The sequence below is a fragment of the Streptomyces sp. RLA123 genome (assembly GCF_056270165.1).
Window position 1 is genome coordinate 5,247,795 of record NZ_JBWDOR010000003.1, and the last position, 19,285, is coordinate 5,267,079.

The following is a 19,285-nucleotide window of genomic DNA, read 5'->3' on the forward strand; positions in this document are numbered from 1 at the left end:
GGCCCGCGATTATCCGGCGGGGCAGGCGGCGTCGAGTTCGGCCCGCGTCGGGGGATCGGCGCCCACCCGGGTGCAGTTGAGCGCGGCGGCGGTGACACAGCGGGTCAGCACCTCGGACAGGCGCTCCGGGGCGGTGGGCACGCCCGACGCGGCGACGCCGTCCAGCAGCGCGGCCTGGAAGGCGTCGCCGGCCCCGATGGTGTCCACCACCGTCACCCGTGGCGCCGCCACCCGCACGACCGCGTCCCGGGTGACCGCCGTCGCGCCCCCGGCACCCCGGGTGACGACGGCCAGCCGTGGCCCCTCGGCGAGCAGGACCCGGGCCGCCTCGGTGGGATCGAGGCGCGGGAAGAGCCAGGCCAGGTCGGCGTCACTGGCCTTGACCACGTCGGTGACCCCGGCCAGCCGCAGGCACGCCTTGCGGTAGGCGAGCCGGTCCGGCTGCACCGCCGGGCGCACGTTGAGATCGGCGACCACGGTGCGCCCGGGGAGCGCGTGCAGGTCCCGGCACAGTTCCAGCACCCGGCTCGCCCCCGGCTCGATGACGGTGGCCAGCGAACCGGTGTGCAGTACCGCGGTGTCGGGCGGTAGGGCCAGGTCCTCGGGGTCCCAGGAGGCCAGGAAGTCGTACGAGGCGGAGCCCTCCCGGTCCACGTACGCCATCGCCAGCGTCGTCCGCCCGGCCGGGCTCGCCGCGCGGAGGACGTCGATCCCGGCCGCCGCCAGATGGTCCTGGACGAGCTCGCCGGGCGGGTCCTCGCCCCAGGTCGTGACCAGCGTGGTGGGCCGGCCGAGCCGCCGCAGGCCGACCGCGACGTTGGCCGGGCTGCCGCCGGGCAGCGGGGTGACCCCGCGCTCCCCGGAGCGCCACAGCAGGTCGACGAGGACCTCGCCGACCACGGTGACCCGGGACGGGGAGGACGGGGACGGCGACGGCGACGGAGCACTCATCGGGTCGGGTACGCCTCCAGTTCGGTGCGATCGGGCGGCATCCGGAACGGGGCGCCGTCGCAGAAGGATAAGAGCGGTGTGCCGGGGCCGCCCCTGCGGGGCCGGGCACGCCGCCGTGGCGACCCGATCCCCTCGGCGTGAACGGTTGGAGGGATCCCACAGCGGCCGTTCCGGGTTCCCGTGACGAAGCTCACGTGTCGCATGGTTCCTTGTAGGGATGTCACCATCACGGTGATCAGGGCTTTGTGCTCGGCCGACGACGATCGGGACGAGGGAGCCGGGTTAACGTCGCGGTGACCGAACAGACCCTCACTCCGCGGAGTACCGATGGCCACCGCAGTTCCCGCCGTTTCCGCCGTACGCACCCACCCGGTCCTCGCCGACCTGATCCCCGCGTCGCGGCTGCGGGACGCCACCCTCGTGCTGGGCGGCGCCGTACTCACCGGCCTGGCCGCGCAGTTGTCGGTGCCGGTGCCCGGCTCGCCGGTGCCGGTGACGGGGCAGACCTTCGCGGCGCTGCTGGTCGGCACCGCTCTCGGCGCCCGCCGCGGCCTGCTGGCGCTCGCGCTGTACGCGGTGGCCGGCGTCGCCGGGATGCCGTGGTTCGCGGACGGCTCGTCCGGCGCGGGCGCGCCCAGCTTCGGCTACATCCTGGGCATGGCGCTGGCCGCCGCCGTCGTGGGCGCCTTGGCCCGCCGTGGCGCGGACCGCAATGTGTGGCGTACGGCCGGCACGATGGTGCTCGGCAGCGCCGTCGTCTACGCCGTCGGGGTGCCCTACCTCGCGCTGGCCGCGCACCTGTCCGTGGGCCAGGCGGTCTCCCTGGGCCTCACGCCCTACCTGATCGGCGACGCTCTCAAGGCCGCCCTGGCCATGGGCGCGCTGCCCGCCGCCTGGAAGCTCGTCGGCCGCCGCGGCTGACCGTCCGACCCGTACGGACCCGTACGCACGACCGAGGGGGCGGCCGCCGGCCGCCCCCTCGGTCGTGTCGTCCCGGCCGGTCAGTGCCGGGCCGACCGCGGACGCCGGGTCAGCCACAGCCCCGCGCCGCCCGCGGCCAGCAGCAGGCTGCCGCCCAGGGCGAGGACGGCCGTGCGGTCGGGAGCGCCGGTGCTCGGAAGGGTGCCCGAGGCGCCCGGGCTCGGACGGGCGGACGAGTCGGGGCCGAAGGGCACATTGTCGGTGCCCAGCAGCAGCGGGGTGTCGGGTGCGTTGGGCGTCGGCTTGCTGGTGCCGAAGGGCACGGGGCCCTGCTGCCACAGCAGCGTGCCGTCGCCGTCCATGACGGGCAGGCAGATCCTGCCCTTGCCCTGGAGATCGTAGGTCGCGGACACCGGGTAGCTCCGGCTCCTCCCGGCGGCCAGTGTGCCGACGTCGCAACTGAACCCGCTGTTGGAGCCCTTGGGCAGTTTGCCCTCGGGGATCGGGTCGCAGCCCTTCACCCCTGTGATCTTCATCGCGTCGAAACCGACGACCAGCAGGGTGAGTTGCGCGGTCCCCTTCTTCCCCTGGTTGACGACCGTCGCGGTGATCGAGGTCTTCTCCGTCTTGTTGTCGACGGAGATCCGGGACGGCAGTTGGGTGCTCACCTTCACACCCGCGGGAACGCTCGGCCCCGGGGTGCCGCCCTGGCCGCTCCCGGGTACGGGATCGGCCCCGTACGCGGGCCCGGCGAAGGCCAGTGCCAGCACGGCCGCCGCCGCAGCCGTCTCCCGAACGTGAATTCGCCGATCGAAAAGGCGCATTGCGCTTCCCCCTTCTTGCCTCCGCATCAGCGGTATCTGAAGAGGTACCACAAGATTCGGGGCATCTATGCTGTGATGGTGGCAAGTTCATACTTCTGTCCCGGAGCCGTCGTGAATGATGCGATACCGGACAGGAATTGAGGGGCAGGGGGAATTCCTCCCGCAGTGGGGAGTCCGGGCATGGTGGGAAACGCGAGCGGCGAAGTGCGGGGCCGGCTGGTGGTGGGCCGCTACCGGCTGACGGAGCCGATCGGCCAGGGCGGGATGGGCCGGGTGTGGAGGGCCGTCGACGAGGTGCTGGACCGCCAGGTCGCGGTCAAGGAGATGCGGCTGGACGACATGGCGGCCGAGGACGCGCGCGTCCGGCGCGAGCGCACCCTGCGCGAGGGGCGCGCCACCGCCCGCATCGACCATCCCAATGTGGTGCGCGTCTACGACGTGGTCCAGGAGGCGGACCGGCTCTGGATCGTCATGGAACTGGTCGACTGCCGGTCCCTGGAACAGGTGCTGGTGCAGGACGGCCCGGTCGGCCGCGCCGAGGCGGTGCGGATCGCGACGGGCCTGGCGCGGGCGCTGCGCGAGGTCCACGCGGTCGGCGTGCTGCACCGCGACATCAAACCCGGCAACGTCCTGATCGACACCCGCGGGCGGGTGGTCCTCACCGACTTCGGGATCGCCGCGATCCAGGACTCTGCCGCGCTCACCATGGCCGGGATGCTGATCGGCTCCCCGGACTACATGGCCCCGGAGCGCATCGAGGGCCGGCAGCAGGGTCCGCCGTCCGACCTGTGGTCGCTGGGCGCCACCCTGTGCGCCGCGCTGGCCGGGCAGTCGCCCTTCGCCCGCCCCACCACTCTGGCCACGCTGCATGCCGTGCTGTACGAGGAGCCCCAACTGCCCCCGGAGGCGGGCCCGCTGCGCGAGACGCTGGCGGCCCTGCTGCGCAAGGACCCGCAGGAGCGGCCGAGCCTCGACCGGCTCGACGAGGCGCTGGCCGCCCTCGCGGGTCCCCCTGGCGGACCCACCGTCGTGACCAGGCAGGCCCCGCCGCCCGCCGAGGAGGGGTACGTTCCCCCACGCGCGGTGGGCGGGGCCGCACCGTCCCCGCCGTCCGAGCCCGCGCCACCCGCAGCCGAGCCGGAGGACGCGGTCCCGCCCGGCTGGGAGGCCTACGCGGCCACGAAGACCGGGCAGGCCGCGCCCGAATCGGCACCCCAGCCCGTACCCGCCGCCGGGCCTGCGTCCGGACCCGCCGCCGCGACCACCGTGCCTGTCCCGGCGGTTCCTCCTGTCCCGGGCGTCCCTCCCGGGACGCCCGCCCCACCCCCCGCCCGCTCCCGGTTCCGCCGCGCCGCACTGCTCGCCGGCGCGGGTCTGACCGCCGCCGCCGTCGCCGCGACCGTGGTCGTGCTCACCGCGTCCCGTACCGGCCACCGTGAAGGCCCGGTCGTCGCCGGCACCAGCCGCCCCCCGGCGAGCGTCACCGCGCCGCCCACCACGTCACCCACCACCGCGTCCAGCCCCGGCCGCAACGAGACCGGCTTCGCCTGGCAGCCCCCGCCCGGCTGGACCCGTACGGCCAAGAGCCCGTCCAACGTCCACTACCACGCCCCGGACGGACGACAGGAGATCGCCGCCTCGTACGCGCTCGCACGGGGCGGCGATCTCCTCAAGCAGTGGCAGGACTTCGAGGCGGGCTCCCACGACGTGCCCGACTACCGGAAGATCCGGCTGGAGCGGACGACGTTCCGCGGCCGTCCCGCCGTGGTGTGGGACTACTCCTTCACCCAGGCCGGCGCGCCCTGGAAGGCGCGGCAGCTCGGCTTCACCGAGGGGGGCAAGTCGTACCAGGTCAACATCTGGTACGCGGCGGCCGTCGAGCCCGCCGCACTCTCCGGCTACGAGGAGGTGACCGCGTCCTTCCGGCCCCTGTGAACCAGCCGGCAGGACCGAGACGACCACTTGGTCGGGGCCTGCGCCGTCGGTGCCGTCGGTGAGCAGGCACCCCAGCACGCACACGATCATCGCGATCGTCGCCCAGGTCCCGTACGTACGTACGTACGTACGTACGGGACGAGGACGCCGGGACCCCTGGCGGCGATGCCGGAGCCGGAGCCCACGAACAGGCCCGCGCCGATGACACCACCGATCGCGATCATCGGCAGATGGCGGTTCTTGAGCCCGGCCTGCAGACCGCAGCCGGACTCCGGTGCCGCCTTACGGGCCTCCGCGGGGGTGTCGGCCGCGGACGCCACCCCCTCACTCGGAGCACCCAGGTCGGCACCGTCAGGGTCGGCCGTGCCACACTCGACGCCATGCGCGTGTACCTCGGCTCCGACCATGCCGGCTTTGAACTGAAGAACCACCTCGTCGAGTGGCTCAAGGCCAATGGCCACGAGCCCGTCGACTGCGGACCGCACGTCTACGACGCCCAGGACGACTACCCGCCGTTCTGCCTGCGCGCCGCCGAGGGCGCCGCCGGCGACCCCGACAGCCGCGGCATCGTCATCGGCGGCTCCGGCAACGGCGAGGCCATCGCGGCCAACAAGGTCAAGGGTGTGCGTGCCGTGCTCGCCTGGAGCGAGGAGATCGCCACGCTGGGCCGCGAGCACAACAACGCCAACGTCATCAGCGTCGGTGCCCGCATGCACTCCCGCGAGGACGCGACCCGCTTCGTCGAGGTCTTCCTGAGCACGCCGTACTCCGGCGAGGAGCGCCACTCCCGCCGCATCGCCATGCTCACCGCCTACGAGGCCACCGGCGAACTGCCGCCCGTCCCGGCCGACCCCCGGGAGGGCTGATCCGGGCATGCCCGAGGGGCATACGATCCACCGCCTCGCCGCGGACCACGAGGAGCGCTTCGGCGGCCGCGTGGTCCGCGCGAGCAGTCCGCAGGGCAAGTTCTCCGACGGCGCCGCGCTTGTGGACGGGCAGGTGCTGGAGGGCGCGGAGGCCCACGGCAAGCACCTGTTCCTGGGCTTCGGGCCCCTCGGCTGGGTCCACGTCCACCTCGGCCTCTACGGCAAGTGCGGCTTCGGCCCCGGCCCGGGAGACGCGCCCGTCGGGCAGGTCAGGCTCCGGCTGGCCACCGGCGACCACCACATGGACCTGCGCGGGCCCACCGCCTGCGAGCTGATCACGGACGGGGAGAAGCAGGCGATCCACGACCGCCTCGGCCCCGACCCCTTGCGCCCCGCGGACTCCGGCGACCGCGCCTGGGCCCGCGTCGCGCGCAGCCGGACCAGCGTCGCCGCCCTGCTCATGGACCAGAAGGTCGTCGCGGGCGTCGGCAACGTCTACCGCGCCGAGGTCCTGTTCCGGCACGGCATCGATCCGTACACGGCGGGCCGCGACCTCGGCCCCGCGCGATGGCGGGCGGTCTGGGACGACCTGGCGGCCCTCATGCGCGAGGGGGTGCGCAACAACCGGATCGACACCGTCCGCCCCGAGCACACCCCCGAGGCCATGGGCCGGCCGCCGCGCGTCGACGACCACGGCGGCGAGGTCTACGTCTACCGCCGCGCCGCCATGCCCTGCCTCGTCTGCGGCACCGAGGTCCGCACCACCACCCTCGTGGCGCGGAACCTCTTCTGGTGCCCGGGCTGTCAGCCCGCCGCGGAAGCGTGAGTCCGGGCCCTGCCTGGGCCCTGTTTCGAAGTCCCTCCCCCAGCGGTAGCCGGGGGAGGGACGGGACCCGTCCTCCGGGTCAATGCACCTAGAAGCCGTGGGGCAGCCACGGTACGACGTCGCTGCCGAAGGCGACCGCCGCCTCCTTCAGCGCGCCGCGGCGCAGCTCCCGCACCCGCCCCGCCCGCTCCAGCGCGGTGAGCGAGGTGCCGCCCAGGTAGGCCGCGCCCAGCTCCCGCGCCGACAGCGCGAGGTCCGCCGGGTCGGTCGTGCGCTCGCACGAGGCGCCCTTGGTGTCGCCGCAGAGCCGCCACCGGCCCTCGTTCCAGGCGCAGAAGGGGTCCGTGACCTCCAGCACAAGGTCCACCGGTGCGGCATACGTACGGGCCGCGAGGGCGGCGCCCACCTCGACCGGACGCAGCAGCATTCCCTCCCTGAAGCGCACGCCGCAGCGGCGCACGTCGTCCACCATGTGCAGGATCGCGTCGTCGGCCGGGAGGTTGCGGGCGGTCACCCGGCAGGTCAGGTCGATGCCGAACAGGTAGCGCCACAGGGCGCCGCGGGCGGCCGGGTCCAGTGCCCCCAGGTCGCGCAGCACGACCGTGCCGTCGGGGCCGTGGGTGTTCCAGGAGCTCTTGACCGCGTAGCGCACGTAACCGACCACCTCGCCGTCCCGCTCGGCGAGCACGCACTGCAGGTTCGACGCCCCGTCGCGGTACGCCTCCGGGTCCAGCACCCCCTTGCGCTCCCAGCCGGGCCGCCGCTCCAGCATGCCCGGGCGGCCCGGGACCAGCTGTGCGTAGACCGCCTCGCACGCCGGCACCGCCGCCTCGGGGTCCGCGAAGCGCAGCCGTACCTCATCGGCGCCGTCCGGCACCGTCAGGCCGGCGCGTACGGTGTCGATGTCCACGGTCATCTGGTCGGTGACCACCGCGTAGCCGAAGCGGCCGTAAATCGCCGGTTCCGAGGCGGTCAGCACCGCCAGCGGCTCGCCGAGCCCGCGCACCTCGTCCAACTGCCGCCGCATCATCGCGGTCAGCACACCGCGGCGCCGGTGCGTCGCGGCGACGCTCACCATCGTCACGCCGGCCGCGGGCACCACCGCCCCGCCCGGCACCGCGAGCCGGAAGGAGAAGGCCCCCGCCGTGCCGACGATCTCCTCGCCGTCCCAGGCGGCCAGCGACCGCCCGGTCTCCGTCACGGAGCGGTCGAAGTCCCGCTCCTCCGCCGGCATCGCCGCGCTGCCGAAGGCCCGCTCCAGGATGCCGAACCATGTGTCCCACTGCCCGGGTTCAAGAACCCGCAAGTCCACCGTCATGGTTCCTGCCTACCAGCGGTCTCCCGCACCGGCGAGCGATTTTCGCCGCCGGGCGCCGCGGGACGGCGAACCGCCGGGGGGACCTGCGCTGCGGAGAACGGGTGACAGTGGATAGGGTCGCCGGGAACATGGCACAGCGCCCGGTAGGAGACGGCTTGAGGGCCAGGTGGGGGAGGACGGCCCACCGGGCCCGCGTCGGCCTGCGCAAATCCGCGGTCGACTACTTCCGCGGCGACGCCGCCGACTGGCTGGCGCTGGTCGTCCTGCTGCTGTGCGTGCCCGTGATCGCCTGGGGCACCGTGCTGTCCCCGCAGTGGTGCCCGCCCACCACACTGGTGCTCCCCGTACTCCTCGGCGGGCTGCTGCTGCGGCCGTCGAGCCTGCTGCTGCTCTACGGCAGTTCGGCCGTGGCGCTGGTCGTGGAGTCGGCGGTGCTGGGCCCGTACCGGGACGGCGTGGGCCGGGTTACCCCGGGCACCGTGCTGGTCGTGGCGGCGGTCGCGCTCGCCGGGCTGGTCGTCGCCCAGTTCCGCGCCCGGGTCGGGGTGCCCTGGATGCGCGGCGGCACCATGCTCTTCGACCTGCGCGAGCGCATCCGGGTGCAGAGCAGGATCCCGCGGCTGCCGGACGGCTGGCACGCGGAGATGGCGCTGCGCCCGGCCGGCGGCCAGTCGTTCTCCGGCGACTTCGTGGTCGCCACCCGCACCACCGGGGGGCGGATCATGGAGGCCGTCCTCACCGACGTCTCCGGCAAGGGCATGGACGCCGGGTCACGGGCGCTGCTGCTGTCCGGTGCCTTCGGCGGGCTGCTGGGCTCGCTCCCGCCGCACGCCTTCCTCACCGCCGCCAACGGCTATCTGCTGCGGCAGAACTGGGACGAGGGCTTCGCCACCTCCGTCCACCTGGTGCTGGATCTGGAGACCGGGGACTACGAACTGCTCTCCGCGGGGCACCTGCCCGGCATGCAGCTCAGCGCCGGCACCGGCCGCTGGGAGGAGAAGGCGGCCGAGGGCCCGCTGCTGGGCGTCTACGACGGCGCGGAGTTCCACGGCGTGAAGGGCACGCTGCGCTCTGGCGACGTCCTGCTGCTGTTCACCGACGGCCTGGTGGAGGCCGCCGGCCGTGACATCGCCGAGGGCATCGACCGGCTGATCGGCGAAGCCGACCGTTATGTCGCGCACGGCTTCCGGGGCTCGGCCTGGCAGTTGATCGAGGCGGTCGCCAAAGACGTCAACGACGACCGGGCCCTGCTCATCGTGTGCCGGGACTGACCGCTTCGGCACGGCGGAACGCCCAGGCCATCCTCGGCTGCATCGCGAACCGGAACAGCCTCTGCACCGGCGGCGTGCACAGCACGGTGACCACGGCGGCCGCGACCAGAGTAAGAGCCGCCTTGCCCGGCACGGTGTTCACCCAGTGCTGGTCGTACAGGTTCCAGAACAGGACGCCCTTCACCAGGAAGCCGTGCAGCAGGTAGCCGTACAGCGTCCCGGCTCCCAGAACGGTGAACCACATGCGTCGGCGCGGCACCCATGCGAAGAAGCACCCGGTCAGCAGCAGCGAGCAGCCGAAGAGGGCGATGGTCGTCATGATGCCGGCCCACCAGGGGATTCCCAGCTCCCCGACGTCCGTCCGGTGGTAGAGCCACACCGACGTTGTCCGCGGCGCCGCCCAATAGGTGACCGTCAGCGCGGCGGCGAAGACCGGAACCGTCAGCAGGCGCATCCAGGGCCCGCGCATGATGTGGAACCACTCCGGCTTCGCGCACAGGCCCACCACGAAGAACGGCAGGAACTGCAGGACGCGTTGGAGGTCCAGGGTCTCCCCGATGCCGGCCGAGGTCGTGGCGACGGCGGCGATCACGAGGGCCACTGGGACGGGATACCGGACGATCCGCCAGATCGGGGTGGTCAGCCGCCAGATGAACAGGGCGATCAGGAACCAGGTCAGGTACCAGGGGTCGAAGATGCTGATCGGCTGCGACGGATCGTGGTCGGCCCAGCGCCTGAAGAGGGTGTACGCCGGCTCGAAGATCACGTACGGCACGACGACGCCGGTGATCAGGCGCTTGAGCCGGTCCGGGCGGGCGTCGAAGTTCCGGGAGAAGTAGCCGGATATGACGATGAAGGCCGGCATGTGGAAGGCGTACACGAGCATGTACAGCGCCTCGGTGGGGCGGCTGCGGCCGCTGAGCGGCTCCCAGGCGTGCGCCATCGCAACCAGGACGATGGTGAGGTACTTGGCGTTGTCGAAGAACGCGTCACGGCCGTCGCGGGAACCGGCCCGGCCGGGCCCTGCCGTTTCGTGCGGAGCGCGGGACGGGTCTCTCCGCGACGCGGGCGCGGGTGCCGGGCTCTGTGCCGTCCGTACCGACTGGGAGGTGCCTTCGATGCTCTGCGGGGGCAGGGTGTGCGTGCTTGCGGGCTGGAACATTTGAGGCACCATATCGAGCTGAACCTGTCGAGTAAATTCTTGCTGGAATGCGGATGACACCGCTGCTACCCCGGAGTTGGAATCCCACTCCCGCGTCCTATCCGTGGGGTTATGTCCAGCCAAATAACGGTTGAACAGGACGAAACGGCAAGCGTCCGGCAGCTGTGCCCATCTTTTGTGTGCCAACTGGGTGCGCATGGCAATGATTTCGGGAATGTCCCGTTCCGGCGCATCGAATAATTGCGAGATTTCTCACCGGAAGCGATCGGGAAGCGATCCCGCGGCGCCCTCCGGCGAACGCGGTGCCCCGCGTCACAGGTGTGCGTCCCCGGTCTGCGGGGAAGGTGAGCCCTGCGGTGTCTCGGTGTCGGTGGCAGGTGGCACGATGGACGTCGCGGGGGTGCGGCTGCCGCTGTTCTCCCGGAACGATGAGGCGTCAGACCGAGGATGTGATCCCCCAGTGGCCATTTCCCTGTCCGTGGTGGTCTTGTTGGCGATCATCATGGTCGTGCTCGTCAGGGGCAAATCACTCAAAGTCGGACCGGCGATCGTCGCCGCGCTGTTCGGCTTCTTCCTGGCTTCCACGGGCATGGCGCCCGCGATCAACAAGTTCCTCGACTCGCTGGCGGACACCATCAACCAGATCAACCTGTGATGGTGCGGGCCGAACGGCCCGCGACCGGCGGCGAGAAGAGGTACTGACGCGGGCTCAGACGGCCGCGGGCGTACGCTCCTGCGCGCTCCCGACGATGCGCCGCAGCGCCTCGGTGCGTTCCGTGCGGCCCGTCGCCGACAGCAGCGCGGCGAGCACGGCGATCCTGGCCTGCCCGGCGCGCAGCGTGCCGGCCAGCACGGCGCCGGCCGCCGCGAGGTCCACGGCGCCCCCGCCGGTGTAGATCGGCGCCACCGGGCCCGCCGCGACCCGGGTGCTCACGGCGACCAGCACGCCCGCGTCCACCGCCCGGCGCACGGCCTCGGTGAACTCGGGGGTCGCATTGCCCGCGCCGGTGCCCACCAGCACGATGCCCCCGGCGCCGGCGGCCAGCGCGGCGTCGAAGAGCACCGGGTCGGCGTCCACGTGATGCATCACCACATCGACGCGCGGCGCCACCGTCCCGGTCCCCGGGAGCGGCAGCGCGGCGTCCCGCGGATGCGGCCTGCCCCATGCGATCTCGCCGAACGTCACCCGGCCCAGCGGCCGCCCCGACGGGTCGGCGAAGGCCTGCACGTCCAGCGTGTGCGCCTTGACGGTGCCGCGGGCGGCGTGCACGTATCCGCCGAAGGCGATCACCACGCCGACGTCCTCGGCGTTCGCGGCGGTCAGCAGGGCGTCGTACAGATTGCCCGCGGCGTCGCCGTCGGCGGCGTCCAGGGGCAGTTGGGCGCCGGTGAACACCACCGGGCGCCGGTCGTCGTGGTGGAGGTCCAGGAGGAAGGCGGACTCCTCCATGGTGTCGGTGCCGTGCGTGATCACGATGCCGTCCACGGCCGGGTCGGCCAGGACCTCGTGCACCGTGTGCAGCAACCGCATCTGGTGCACGGTGGTCAGCCGGGAGCTGTTCACCGTGAACAGGTCGCGGACGGTCACCTCGACGCCCTCGGGGACGGCACCTGCCGCCAGCACCTCGCGGCCGGCGGCCTCGGCCGCGTAACCCACCCCCTGCCATCGGCTGGCGATGGTGCCGCCGGTGCCGATCACGACGATGTGCTTCACGTGTCCCTCGCTCGCGTGTGCGCCCAATCCTCCGCCGCAAGGATATGCGCAAGGATCTGGCATGCGATTGCGAATCAGCCCGCGTAGATCGCGTGATCGTGGTAGTTGTCACCGACATGGATGCCATTGACAGAAGTATCTTGCGCGAACTCCAGGCGGACGGCCGGCTCACCAACCAGGAACTCGCCGCCCGCGTCGGACTGACCCCCTCGCCCTGTCTGCGCCGGGTGCGGCAGCTGGAGGAGGACGGCGTGATCCAGAGCTACCGCGCGGTGGTCGACCCGGCCGCCGTGGGCCGCGGCTTCGAGGTCTTCGCCTCCGTGGAGGTGCGCCGGGACCGCGAGTCCGTCGAGGCGTTCGAGGCCCAGGTCCGGGCCACCCCGGACATCATCGAGGCGTACCGGCTGTACGGCGCGCCCGGCTGCCTGCTGCGCATCGCCGTGAAGGACAGCGACGCCTACGAGCGCTTCTGGACCGAGACGCTGATCTCACTGCCGGGAGTGAGCGAGGTCAACTCGCAGATGATCATGAAGCGCATCAAGGGACCGCAAGGCCTGCCCGTCGGGTAGAGGAGAAACGGCAGCGCGGTGGTGCAGCGCGGGCAGGCGCGGGCGCGCGGGGGTGCCCGCTCAGCCGAACGGTGTCTGCCCGGCCTCCCCGGCGTCATGTCCCCCGGCATCGGCGACCCCGGCGGACTCGGCGAAGACGGGCAGTGCCCGCACCAGGTCCGGCGGCAGGGCCAGGCCCTCCTCGGTGGACGGGTCGACCGCGAGCCACAGCTCGTCGGTCGGCCAGTTCGCGGCCAGGTCGACGACGGGGATGCGCACCGCGGTCGCCGGATCCCCGCCGGCGGCCACGAGGGTCTCCTCCGCCGTGAACACCGGGATGTACTGGGTGCCGTCCTGTTCGATCACCGGCAGCGAGATGGCCCCCTCGGGGCGCGCCTCCTCGCCTTCGGCCGGCGGCACCTGCGGCAGCAAGGCCGTCTTGCCCGCCAGGTCGGCCAGCACGGCCTCGGTGTCGGCCAGTTGCTCCGCGGACGGCGCGTCCTCGGGCAGACCGGCGTTCTCGCGCGATGTCGGGGCGTTCATGGAGTCTCCTCTTGCCTGGCGATTGCGTTCGGACGCCGGGAACCGCGGCCCTTCGCGTGCCGCCGCCTCGTCGGCGGGTCCTTTCGTACTCACGGGCGCCTGCCCGGAGGGCCGCCGCATAAGCGGCACATCCCGAACAATGTGGACGGCCGGCTGCCGTGCCCGGGGCGACGCACGAGGAATGGGCCCCGCGAGGTCTTCGGGTCCGACCGTGAATGGCGGGTGCCATGACCACCTACCGCTCCGCGGAGATTCCGGCGGCATTCATCGGCGCCCTGTCCCATGGGGCCGGCAGGTTCCTCCTCGCCGCCGGAGTGGCCGCGATCGTCCTCGGTGTCTGCGTCCCGGCGTGGCCCGGCGGGACGCTGCTCGTGATCGGTGTCCTCTTCGGCGTCCGCCTGCCGATCAGCGGCGTGTTCTACCCGGCCGGCGCCTTCTGCTCGCTTGTTCCGGGCGGCATGCGCGTACGGAACTTCGTCACGGGCTTCCTGAGCATGCGGCGCGGCGTCCTGCGAATCGCCGCGGTGGTCTTCGAGCATCGGCCGGATCGTCTCGCCCTTCGGCTCCCCGGCCGTCCTCACGCCGGTGTCCGGTGCGCGGTGATCGTCCTCGGCGCCGCCGAGACCGTCCACGCCTTCCCGATCCGCCTTCCGACGGCCCACCAGTCGGTCGGCCGAGCACCGCGGCGAACGCCGGACGGCTGTCAGTGGGGGTTCCTAGACTCGGCGCATGGTCACCGAAGCGGACACCGAACTGCGCGACGGACGAACCCTGCACTTCTACGACACCGGGCCGGCGGCGGACGGCGACGGCCTCGCCGTCGTCTGGCTGCACGGCACGCCCAACGTGGGGGAGCCGCCGGAACCCCTCTTCGAAGCCTCGCGGAAGCGCGGCATCCGCTGGTTCTCGTACGACCGGCCCGGGTACGGCGGCTCCACGCCGCACCCCGGCCGCGACATCGCGGCCGCCGCCGCGGACGTCGCCGCCGTCGCCGACGCCCTCGGGATCGGGCGGTTCGCCGTTCTCGGCCACTCCGGAGGGGGCCCGCACGCTCTCGCGTGCGCCGCGCTGCTCCCGGACCGCGTGGCCGCGACGGTCAGCGGGTCCGGGCTCGCCCCGTACGACGCCGAGGGGCTCGACTGGCTCGCCGGGATGTGCCCGACGAGCCTGGCCGAGTTGCGGGCGTCGGCAGCGGGCCGCGCCGCGCTGGAGGAGTACCTGGCCGCCAGTGACTTCGACCCGGAGATGTTCACCCCCGCCGATCACTCCGCGCTGGCCGGAGAGTGGGCCTGGCTCGCCTCGGTGGCCGGCAGGGCACTCCAGGGCGAACCCGACGGCATGATCGACGACGATCTCGCCTACGTCACCCCCTGGGGCTTCGATCCGGCCGGGGTCCGTACGCCCGTGCTCCTCCTCCACGGCGGGCAGGACCGCATGGTCCCGGCCGGTCATGCCGAATGGCTCGCCCGCCGCATGCCCGGTGCCGAACTCCGCGTCCTTTCGGACGAGGGCCATGTCTCGGTGCTCTCCGCCGCCCCCGAGGTCCTCGACTGGCTCGTCGCCCGGGCGCCGGGCGGCAGCCGCGGGACGGGCGGCTGATCCCGCCGCGGCCCGCCCGGCCCGGTCGGGCCCCCCGAACGCCCCGGTGACATCCCGCGGTTGACCGCCGGGGCACATGGCGGATTGTCGATCTCCCGTGGCGGGAAACATGCGTTCGGGGCTGCCATGGGGCGAGAGATCGGGGCCCGTACGCTGGCCGCGAATCGGGCTGGCTCCTTGCCTGACCGCAATAGCCCGATGTGGGCCCCGGACGGTGGGCATTCCCGCCGTGATCCATGCCGAGGTGGTCAGTCATCTGTGCGTCCATGCCGAGACCGGACCGGACGGGCGTGTCTGCCGAGGGCCCAAGGCGCTACGCCCCGGCGGAACCACTTCAACAGGCTGTGGCGCAAGGCGTGCGCGGCGGTGAACGTCAAGGGTCTGCACTTCCACGACCTCCGCCACACCGGCAACACCCTGGCGGCCTCGACGGGCGCGAGCACGAAGGAACTCATGACCCGGATGGGGCACAGCTCGCCCCGTGCCGCGTTGATCTATCAGCACGCCAGCGCCCAGCGAGAACGCGTGATCGCCGACGCCGTGAGTGCCCTTATCGAATCCGCACGCCAACGGCCGACGTGATCCGTGTGGCACGTGTGTGGCACGGCGGCCCGGATCGGACCGTGAACGACGAAGGCCCAGACCGGGGAAAAGCTTCCCTGACCTGGGCCTTCGTCGTGCAGAGCGGGCGACGGGAATCGAACCCGCGTAGCCAGTTTGGAAGACGCCGTACGCGGATGACGGCTGACCTGGCGACTTGCTGACCTGGGCCGGAGCGAGGTTGGCGCCCCTGTTCCCCGTGAGTCCCCGTAATGTCCCGCCGGAACGGGCATGCGGCGGGCACGGCCGTCAGACGAGCCGCCAACGCCAGCACCACGGAGCGAGGTCAGCAGCCGGGTACTCCTCATAGCCGCCGGCCCGCTGCACCAGAAGACGACCCCCATCCATGGAGACCCGATCTCCTGGCATGAGAAACAAAGGACGTTCGAGGCGGAAGATCCAATCCGGATCGAACCTCACCTCGTTGAGCAGCAGCATCCTGGGTGCCGTCGCTGGACTGCCGAAGACTCGCATGGCTCTATGGTGCACCGCGCCAGGATCCGCGATCACCTCTTTAGGAGCGAGGTTGGGCGACCGCACGTGTGACCTGCGGATTCCGTACCTCGGGCAGGGTTCGGCCGAAGGCACCCTGCACACCCTGGTTCCCCGTGAGTCCCCGCCCGTTCTGGCACGAGAGTGGCACGCCGGGACACGCCCCTTTCTGCTCGATAGGTAGGCTCCGCAACCGTGGCATAAGGGCTTGCATCCGGTGATCGCTGCACAGGGGGATAGGACATGACTGAAGACGAGCTCATCGAGGCGGTCCGTGTAGCTGTCTCTGACCGAGGCCTACCGCCACCGGCTTCACCCGCAGACGTTGCGAGGGCGGAGGCAGCCATCGGATATAGGCTCCCACACTTGTTGCGGCGCTTGTATCTTGAGGTCGCAGACGGCGGATTCGGCATCTGGCAGTGCGTGTCGCTGACTGACAACGGTGAGTGGTACAGCGACGAACAGGACATCATCGAGGTTCACCGCCGCTGGGCTTCATCCATCGATCCTGTCCTGCCACCGGGGGTTGTCCCGCTCATGGACCGTGGCTGCGCCATGTGGACGTTGGTCGACTTCGGAACTCCACAAGGACACATCTGGGATTGGGATCCCAACGGCTGTTGTGTTCTGGTCCCGACCACGCTGTCGCTCGCACGGTGGCTTACCGGATGGCTGGAAGGCTGGATCCAGCCCGGACCCTACTCCAAGTTCCGCATACACGAGGAGAACTGCCCGAGTAGGCATGTCCGTGATGGTCATTGACTACGCTGTGCCGATTGCCGCTGGCCTCAACCCACCACAGCCCCTAGCTTCCATCCCGTCCGCCGTCGACCCACACATCGTGGAGCGGGCGTGGTTCAGGGCGTCAAGGTGGAGCGCGCCACTGTACGAACGACCTTGACGCCCTGGGCCGCGTCTGCTCGGCTCTGCCTGGGGCGATGGTGGTCGGGATGGGAGCCTTCGACGCTCGCCACGACGTGCCGGCACTCGCGTACGGCGCCCCGTCCATCCCGGAGTCCGAGCGCCCCCGCCGGAGGCATGGCCTTGTCGTTGAGCGGCTGTGGCGTCCACGGGTCTCGGCTCATGCCCCGGCCTACCTCTGTGGGCGCGCGGTGGCGGACGGCGCGCCGAGCGGGGCGAAGACTGGAGCGTGGGCGCGGCCGGACGTCGGCCGCGCGCCCGGCGGAGCGTGAGCGACGCCGGGTGCCTTGATGAGGTAGAGAAACCTGTAACGGGCTACTTGGTCCGGCTCAGAGTGTCCAGGTGATCGAGGTAGCTTCGGCTGGTGGCTTCGCCTGGGAAATCGCGGCTGACGACGGAAGCGAGTTCACGGCTGACCAGCAACAGCGACGGCAGTGATTGCCGGTCGCCCTTGAGGGCCCACTCTCCGTAGTTCACGGCTTGCTCCAGGTCTCCACGCCGTGCGGCCACGACCCCCAGAGTGACCCTGGCCTCGGCCATCCGCATCGGCTGCTTCTCTGCTCCGTCGAAGTCCGTGCCAGCGCGGATCACCTCGTGGGCCAGCGTTTCCGCAATGGCGTTCTCACCCAGCAGCCGGTAGCAGTCCATGGCGTAGTAGTCGAACTTCGCCGGATCCACGACGAAGTGATGATCAAGGTTCTCGGGGTACGGCATTCCTTCCAACAGCTTCCGCCCCCGGTCCAACGCGACCTCGGTCTTCCGGCGGTCACCGAGCCTTGCCCACCCCTTGGCCTCATGCGCCGCGAGCTGGACGGCGACGCCGTGATGCGGAGCAACTTCGTTCCCGGCCTGGGACGCGGCCAAGATCCCGTGGTAGTCGCCCGTTGTGAGGGCGAACCATGCCCGCATCTCGTGGGCCCATCCGGCGGCTTCGGCGTTGTCAGCCTCGTTTGCCAGGGAGAGGACTGCGCGGCGGGTGGTCTCGGCCGCGGCTCGATCGCCCATGTCGTACTCGACGCAACCGACGAGCAAGGCGAGCCATGCGGAGATCGTCAGTACCTCGCGGTGTTGGGCCAAAGTGAGCCGTTGTGACTGGAGGCCGGCCACGCGCTTGAGCCATTGGCGTCCCTCAAGGGCAAGCTGAGCGCTCGGCATGAACGGGTACTCGGAGCAGAGCCGATCGGCAGTGATCCTTAACGCGTCCAGGGTCGCGTTGTCTACGTCGGATGCCTGCATGCGGCTGAGGATTTCCATTGTTTCCATGCCGCTTGCCGCGATGATTTCGGCGTTGCCGTCGCGCCGGGTGGCCACGGGGAAGATCGCATGTGTCACGGTGCCGAAGGTGGCCGCAATGATCGGCTGGTAGAACTCGCTCGGCGTGACTTCGCCGGACTCCCAACGCTTCCACTGCCGGATCATGCTCGACCCGTCCGGCAGCTTCTTGGGGGAGTGCGCTCGAAGCGCCGCCACGGCTTCTGCCTGCGTCCACTGGCGTGCTTCGCGCTCGGCTGCGATGCGCCGTGCCCACGCGGGTCGTTCCTCGCTCATGTGGTGCCCTCCCGTCGGGTCCGTGCTTTGAGTTTTGCACTTCACGGGCCCAAGACATGAGGGGTGACAGGGGGTTGTCCCTGTAGCTGTCCCCTGGTGACACCTCTTATGTCACTGGCTAAGCAATCACGCTGCGTACATGGTGGATCGCACGTCAGGCGCTGCCCGTGTGATCGGCTCGCTCTTCCAACTCGGCCACTCGGGCGGCAAGTTGTCGAATCTCGGAGTGGATAGCGTTGATCTCTTCTCGGCTGACCTCGACGGTGGGTGAGCTCCCGCCGTTACTGAGCGTTGAAGACTGTACGAAGTACCCGCGCGTAGGCACGGACGTGATCAGCCCTTCGTCCATCAAGAGCTGGAGCGCGTTGCCCACCGTCACGGTCGTCACGTCGAACCGCTCGGCCAGGGCCCGCAGCGATGCGAGCTTGCCCCCGGCCGGCATGGCCTTGATCTCAGGGCGCAGCGCATCAGCGATCTGGACCTTCTTGGGCCTGAGGTCGTCGTCGGCAACGGTCATGCTTCGAGCCTATCGACTATGGCGCACTAGTACATCCTATGGCGCAGAACCCCTTGTGCTCTAGCGTGCTATATAGCAAGCTATGACATGTGCCTGAACGGCCGTGTAACCCGGGGGCGACGCCCTACCGCCAAGCAAGCCGTCGCCCCCTTCGTCCCCGAAGGGAAGCTCCATGATGCCTGCGACATTGAACGCTTCGCACTTAGCTCCCGTGCTGCCCGCGGCGGAGTCGGTTTCCGTTTCTGACCTGTCGAATGGTGAGCGCGCCGTTGCGCTGTACGCCTCGGACATGCCGGGTGAGTACCGGTATCGCCGTGGCGATGACGGCAAGGTGTTTGCCTGGATCGTCCAGGGCGCAGGCCGGTTGGGTCTGTCGGAGCTGTACCGGTCGGCCGCGTTGCTCCGCGGCTTCCGGCTGCTGTGGCTGGCTCGCTCGGCCACGGGTGAGCAGAAGAGGGCTCACGCGCTCCGCTTCCCGAACGCCGCCCGCCTGCGTCGGGCTGAGCTGCTGGCCTCGCTCACCGTCGGCATGACCAAGATGAGCCAGGCTGCCATCGACCGGAGCGGACGTCCCCAGGTCGAGGGCGCTTGCCGGTGCGCCGGTACCGGCTGGTTCGAGGTCTGCTTCGAGCCCGGGGACCCGACGTCGGTCGCGTGGGAGAACTGCGCGGCGCACAACCCCAAGGGGCACCGGCCGAGCCCGGCGGCGGTGGTCGCGTGACCTTGACG

General features: G+C 71.2%; 20 protein-coding genes and 1 pseudogene. 11 read left to right on the forward strand and 10 right to left on the reverse strand.

What is annotated here, in order from left to right; all coding sequences use genetic code 11:
- Positions 1-9: 9 nt before the first annotated feature.
- Complete coding sequence (locus RV983_RS23905) at positions 10-951, reverse strand: carbohydrate kinase family protein (RefSeq protein WP_475987779.1); 942 nt, start codon at positions 949-951, stop codon at positions 10-12.
- Positions 952-1,278: 327 nt separating this feature from the next.
- Here RV983_RS23905 and RV983_RS23910 point away from each other — a divergent pair, with 327 nt between their 5' ends.
- Positions 1,279-1,872, forward strand: a complete 594-nt coding sequence (locus RV983_RS23910) for a biotin transporter BioY (RefSeq protein ID WP_475987780.1) — start codon at positions 1,279-1,281, stop codon at positions 1,870-1,872.
- Positions 1,873-1,952: 80 nt separating this feature from the next.
- On the opposite strand, the gene RV983_RS23915 is transcribed toward RV983_RS23910, so the two are convergent.
- Positions 1,953-2,696: an LPXTG cell wall anchor domain-containing protein gene (locus RV983_RS23915; protein ID WP_475987781.1), complete on the reverse strand. Its 744-nt coding sequence runs from the start codon at positions 2,694-2,696 to the stop codon at positions 1,953-1,955.
- A gap of 180 nt (positions 2,697-2,876) precedes the next feature.
- On the opposite strand from RV983_RS23915, the gene RV983_RS23920 reads away from it, so the two are divergent.
- Positions 2,877-4,631 carry a serine/threonine-protein kinase gene (locus RV983_RS23920; protein ID WP_475987782.1) on the forward strand — a complete coding sequence of 585 codons (1,755 nt, stop codon included), beginning with the start codon at positions 2,877-2,879 and terminating at the stop codon, positions 4,629-4,631.
- A gap of 131 nt (positions 4,632-4,762) precedes the next feature.
- Here RV983_RS23920 and RV983_RS23925 read toward each other — a convergent pair.
- Positions 4,763-5,038 (reverse strand): annotated as a pseudogene (locus tag RV983_RS23925) (hypothetical protein); the annotation flags it as partial.
- On the opposite strand from RV983_RS23925, the gene RV983_RS23930 reads away from it, so the two are divergent.
- Positions 5,012-5,497: a ribose-5-phosphate isomerase gene (locus RV983_RS23930; RefSeq protein WP_475987783.1), complete on the forward strand. Its 486-nt coding sequence runs from the start codon at positions 5,012-5,014 to the stop codon at positions 5,495-5,497. The pseudogene RV983_RS23925 and the gene RV983_RS23930 overlap by 27 nt on opposite strands.
- Positions 5,498-5,504: 7 nt before the next feature.
- Positions 5,505-6,323 (forward strand): Fpg/Nei family DNA glycosylase, encoded by an 819-nt coding sequence (locus tag RV983_RS23935; protein ID WP_475987784.1) that lies wholly within the window; start codon positions 5,505-5,507, stop codon positions 6,321-6,323.
- Between the two features lie 88 nt (positions 6,324-6,411).
- Here RV983_RS23935 and RV983_RS23940 read toward each other — a convergent pair whose 3' ends face one another.
- On the reverse strand, positions 6,412-7,641 hold the full coding sequence (locus RV983_RS23940) for a GNAT family N-acetyltransferase (RefSeq protein ID WP_475987785.1): 1,230 nt from the start codon (positions 7,639-7,641) through the stop codon (positions 6,412-6,414).
- Positions 7,642-7,769: 128 nt separating this feature from the next.
- Here RV983_RS23940 and RV983_RS23945 point away from each other — a divergent pair, with 128 nt between their 5' ends.
- Positions 7,770-8,912, forward strand: coding sequence for a PP2C family protein-serine/threonine phosphatase (locus RV983_RS23945; RefSeq protein WP_475987786.1), 1,143 nt, complete (start codon positions 7,770-7,772; stop codon positions 8,910-8,912).
- Here RV983_RS23945 and RV983_RS23950 read toward each other — a convergent pair.
- Positions 8,893-10,074, reverse strand: a complete 1,182-nt coding sequence (locus tag RV983_RS23950; RefSeq protein WP_475987787.1) for an acyltransferase family protein — start codon at positions 10,072-10,074, stop codon at positions 8,893-8,895. The genes RV983_RS23945 and RV983_RS23950 overlap by 20 nt on opposite strands.
- A 460-nt stretch (positions 10,075-10,534) precedes the next feature.
- Between RV983_RS23950 and RV983_RS23955 the strand changes: the two genes are divergently transcribed.
- A complete protein-coding gene (locus RV983_RS23955; RefSeq protein WP_475987788.1) occupies positions 10,535-10,729 on the forward strand; it encodes a hypothetical protein in 195 nt (64 codons plus the stop codon).
- 54 nt (positions 10,730-10,783) lie between these two features.
- On the opposite strand, the gene RV983_RS23960 is transcribed toward RV983_RS23955, so the two are convergent.
- Entirely contained in the window at positions 10,784-11,788 is a 1,005-nt protein-coding gene (locus RV983_RS23960; protein WP_475987789.1) for an asparaginase, read from the reverse strand.
- A gap of 116 nt (positions 11,789-11,904) precedes the next feature.
- On the opposite strand from RV983_RS23960, the gene RV983_RS23965 reads away from it, so the two are divergent.
- Positions 11,905-12,357, forward strand: a complete 453-nt coding sequence (locus tag RV983_RS23965; protein WP_475987790.1) for an Lrp/AsnC family transcriptional regulator — start codon at positions 11,905-11,907, stop codon at positions 12,355-12,357.
- 60 nt (positions 12,358-12,417) lie between these two features.
- Here the strand turns inward: RV983_RS23965 and RV983_RS23970 are convergent, their stop codons facing one another.
- On the reverse strand, positions 12,418-12,879 hold the full coding sequence (locus RV983_RS23970) for an SseB family protein (RefSeq protein ID WP_475987791.1): 462 nt from the start codon (positions 12,877-12,879) through the stop codon (positions 12,418-12,420).
- Positions 12,880-13,608: 729 nt separating this feature from the next.
- Between RV983_RS23970 and RV983_RS23975 the strand changes: the two genes are divergently transcribed.
- Together RV983_RS23975 and RV983_RS23980 are read left to right on the forward strand one after the other, a co-directional pair.
- Positions 13,609-14,478, forward strand: coding sequence for an alpha/beta fold hydrolase (locus tag RV983_RS23975; RefSeq protein WP_475987792.1), 870 nt, complete (start codon positions 13,609-13,611; stop codon positions 14,476-14,478).
- Positions 14,479-14,676: 198 nt separating this feature from the next.
- Positions 14,677-15,060 carry a tyrosine-type recombinase/integrase gene (locus RV983_RS23980; RefSeq protein WP_475987793.1) on the forward strand — a complete coding sequence of 128 codons (384 nt, stop codon included), beginning with the start codon at positions 14,677-14,679 and terminating at the stop codon, positions 15,058-15,060.
- Between the two features lie 267 nt (positions 15,061-15,327).
- Here the strand turns inward: RV983_RS23980 and RV983_RS23985 are convergent, their stop codons facing one another.
- Positions 15,328-15,516 carry a hypothetical protein gene (locus tag RV983_RS23985; protein ID WP_475987794.1) on the reverse strand — a complete coding sequence of 63 codons (189 nt, stop codon included), beginning with the start codon at positions 15,514-15,516 and terminating at the stop codon, positions 15,328-15,330.
- 297 nt (positions 15,517-15,813) lie between these two features.
- Between RV983_RS23985 and RV983_RS23990 the strand changes: the two genes are divergently transcribed.
- A complete protein-coding gene (locus tag RV983_RS23990) occupies positions 15,814-16,332 on the forward strand; it encodes an SMI1/KNR4 family protein (RefSeq protein WP_475987795.1) in 519 nt (172 codons plus the stop codon).
- A 474-nt stretch (positions 16,333-16,806) separates the two neighbouring features.
- Here the strand turns inward: RV983_RS23990 and RV983_RS23995 are convergent, their stop codons facing one another.
- Together RV983_RS23995 and RV983_RS24000 are read right to left on the reverse strand one after the other, a co-directional pair.
- The gene (locus tag RV983_RS23995; protein WP_475987796.1) at positions 16,807-18,039 is read right to left on the reverse strand and encodes a helix-turn-helix domain-containing protein; all 1,233 of its coding nucleotides are present in this window, start codon (positions 18,037-18,039) and stop codon (positions 16,807-16,809) included.
- Positions 18,040-18,193: 154 nt separating this feature from the next.
- Positions 18,194-18,556 (reverse strand): winged helix-turn-helix domain-containing protein, encoded by a 363-nt coding sequence (locus tag RV983_RS24000; RefSeq protein ID WP_475987797.1) that lies wholly within the window; start codon positions 18,554-18,556, stop codon positions 18,194-18,196.
- Between the two features lie 172 nt (positions 18,557-18,728).
- Between RV983_RS24000 and RV983_RS24005 the strand changes: the two genes are divergently transcribed.
- Positions 18,729-19,277 (forward strand): hypothetical protein, encoded by a 549-nt coding sequence (locus tag RV983_RS24005; RefSeq protein WP_475987798.1) that lies wholly within the window; start codon positions 18,729-18,731, stop codon positions 19,275-19,277.
- The last annotated feature ends 8 nt before the right edge of the window (positions 19,278-19,285 follow it).

Coding starts and splice junctions, on each gene's coding strand:
- RV983_RS23930 (WP_475987783.1), top strand. CDS start 5,012: ATGCGCGTGTACCTCGGCTCCGACCATGCCGGCTTTGAACTGAAGAAC.
- RV983_RS23985 (WP_475987794.1), bottom strand. CDS start 15,516: ATGCTGCTGCTCAACGAGGTGAGGTTCGATCCGGATTGGATCTTCCGC.
- RV983_RS23970 (WP_475987791.1), bottom strand. CDS start 12,879: ATGAACGCCCCGACATCGCGCGAGAACGCCGGTCTGCCCGAGGACGCG.
- RV983_RS24000 (WP_475987797.1), bottom strand. CDS start 18,556: ATGACCGTTGCCGACGACGACCTCAGGCCCAAGAAGGTCCAGATCGCT.
- RV983_RS23940 (WP_475987785.1), bottom strand. CDS start 7,641: ATGACGGTGGACTTGCGGGTTCTTGAACCCGGGCAGTGGGACACATGG.
- RV983_RS23980 (WP_475987793.1), top strand. CDS start 14,677: ATGTGGGCCCCGGACGGTGGGCATTCCCGCCGTGATCCATGCCGAGGT.
- RV983_RS23920 (WP_475987782.1), top strand. CDS start 2,877: ATGGTGGGAAACGCGAGCGGCGAAGTGCGGGGCCGGCTGGTGGTGGGC.
- RV983_RS23905 (WP_475987779.1), bottom strand. CDS start 951: ATGAGTGCTCCGTCGCCGTCGCCGTCCCCGTCCTCCCCGTCCCGGGTC.
- RV983_RS23915 (WP_475987781.1), bottom strand. CDS start 2,696: ATGCGCCTTTTCGATCGGCGAATTCACGTTCGGGAGACGGCTGCGGCG.
- RV983_RS23990 (WP_475987795.1), top strand. CDS start 15,814: ATGACTGAAGACGAGCTCATCGAGGCGGTCCGTGTAGCTGTCTCTGAC.
- RV983_RS23965 (WP_475987790.1), top strand. CDS start 11,905: ATGGATGCCATTGACAGAAGTATCTTGCGCGAACTCCAGGCGGACGGC.
- RV983_RS23975 (WP_475987792.1), top strand. CDS start 13,609: ATGGTCACCGAAGCGGACACCGAACTGCGCGACGGACGAACCCTGCAC.
- RV983_RS23995 (WP_475987796.1), bottom strand. CDS start 18,039: ATGAGCGAGGAACGACCCGCGTGGGCACGGCGCATCGCAGCCGAGCGC.
- RV983_RS23945 (WP_475987786.1), top strand. CDS start 7,770: ATGGCACAGCGCCCGGTAGGAGACGGCTTGAGGGCCAGGTGGGGGAGG.
- RV983_RS24005 (WP_475987798.1), top strand. CDS start 18,729: ATGATGCCTGCGACATTGAACGCTTCGCACTTAGCTCCCGTGCTGCCC.
- RV983_RS23935 (WP_475987784.1), top strand. CDS start 5,505: ATGCCCGAGGGGCATACGATCCACCGCCTCGCCGCGGACCACGAGGAG.
- RV983_RS23910 (WP_475987780.1), top strand. CDS start 1,279: ATGGCCACCGCAGTTCCCGCCGTTTCCGCCGTACGCACCCACCCGGTC.
- RV983_RS23950 (WP_475987787.1), bottom strand. CDS start 10,074: ATGTTCCAGCCCGCAAGCACGCACACCCTGCCCCCGCAGAGCATCGAA.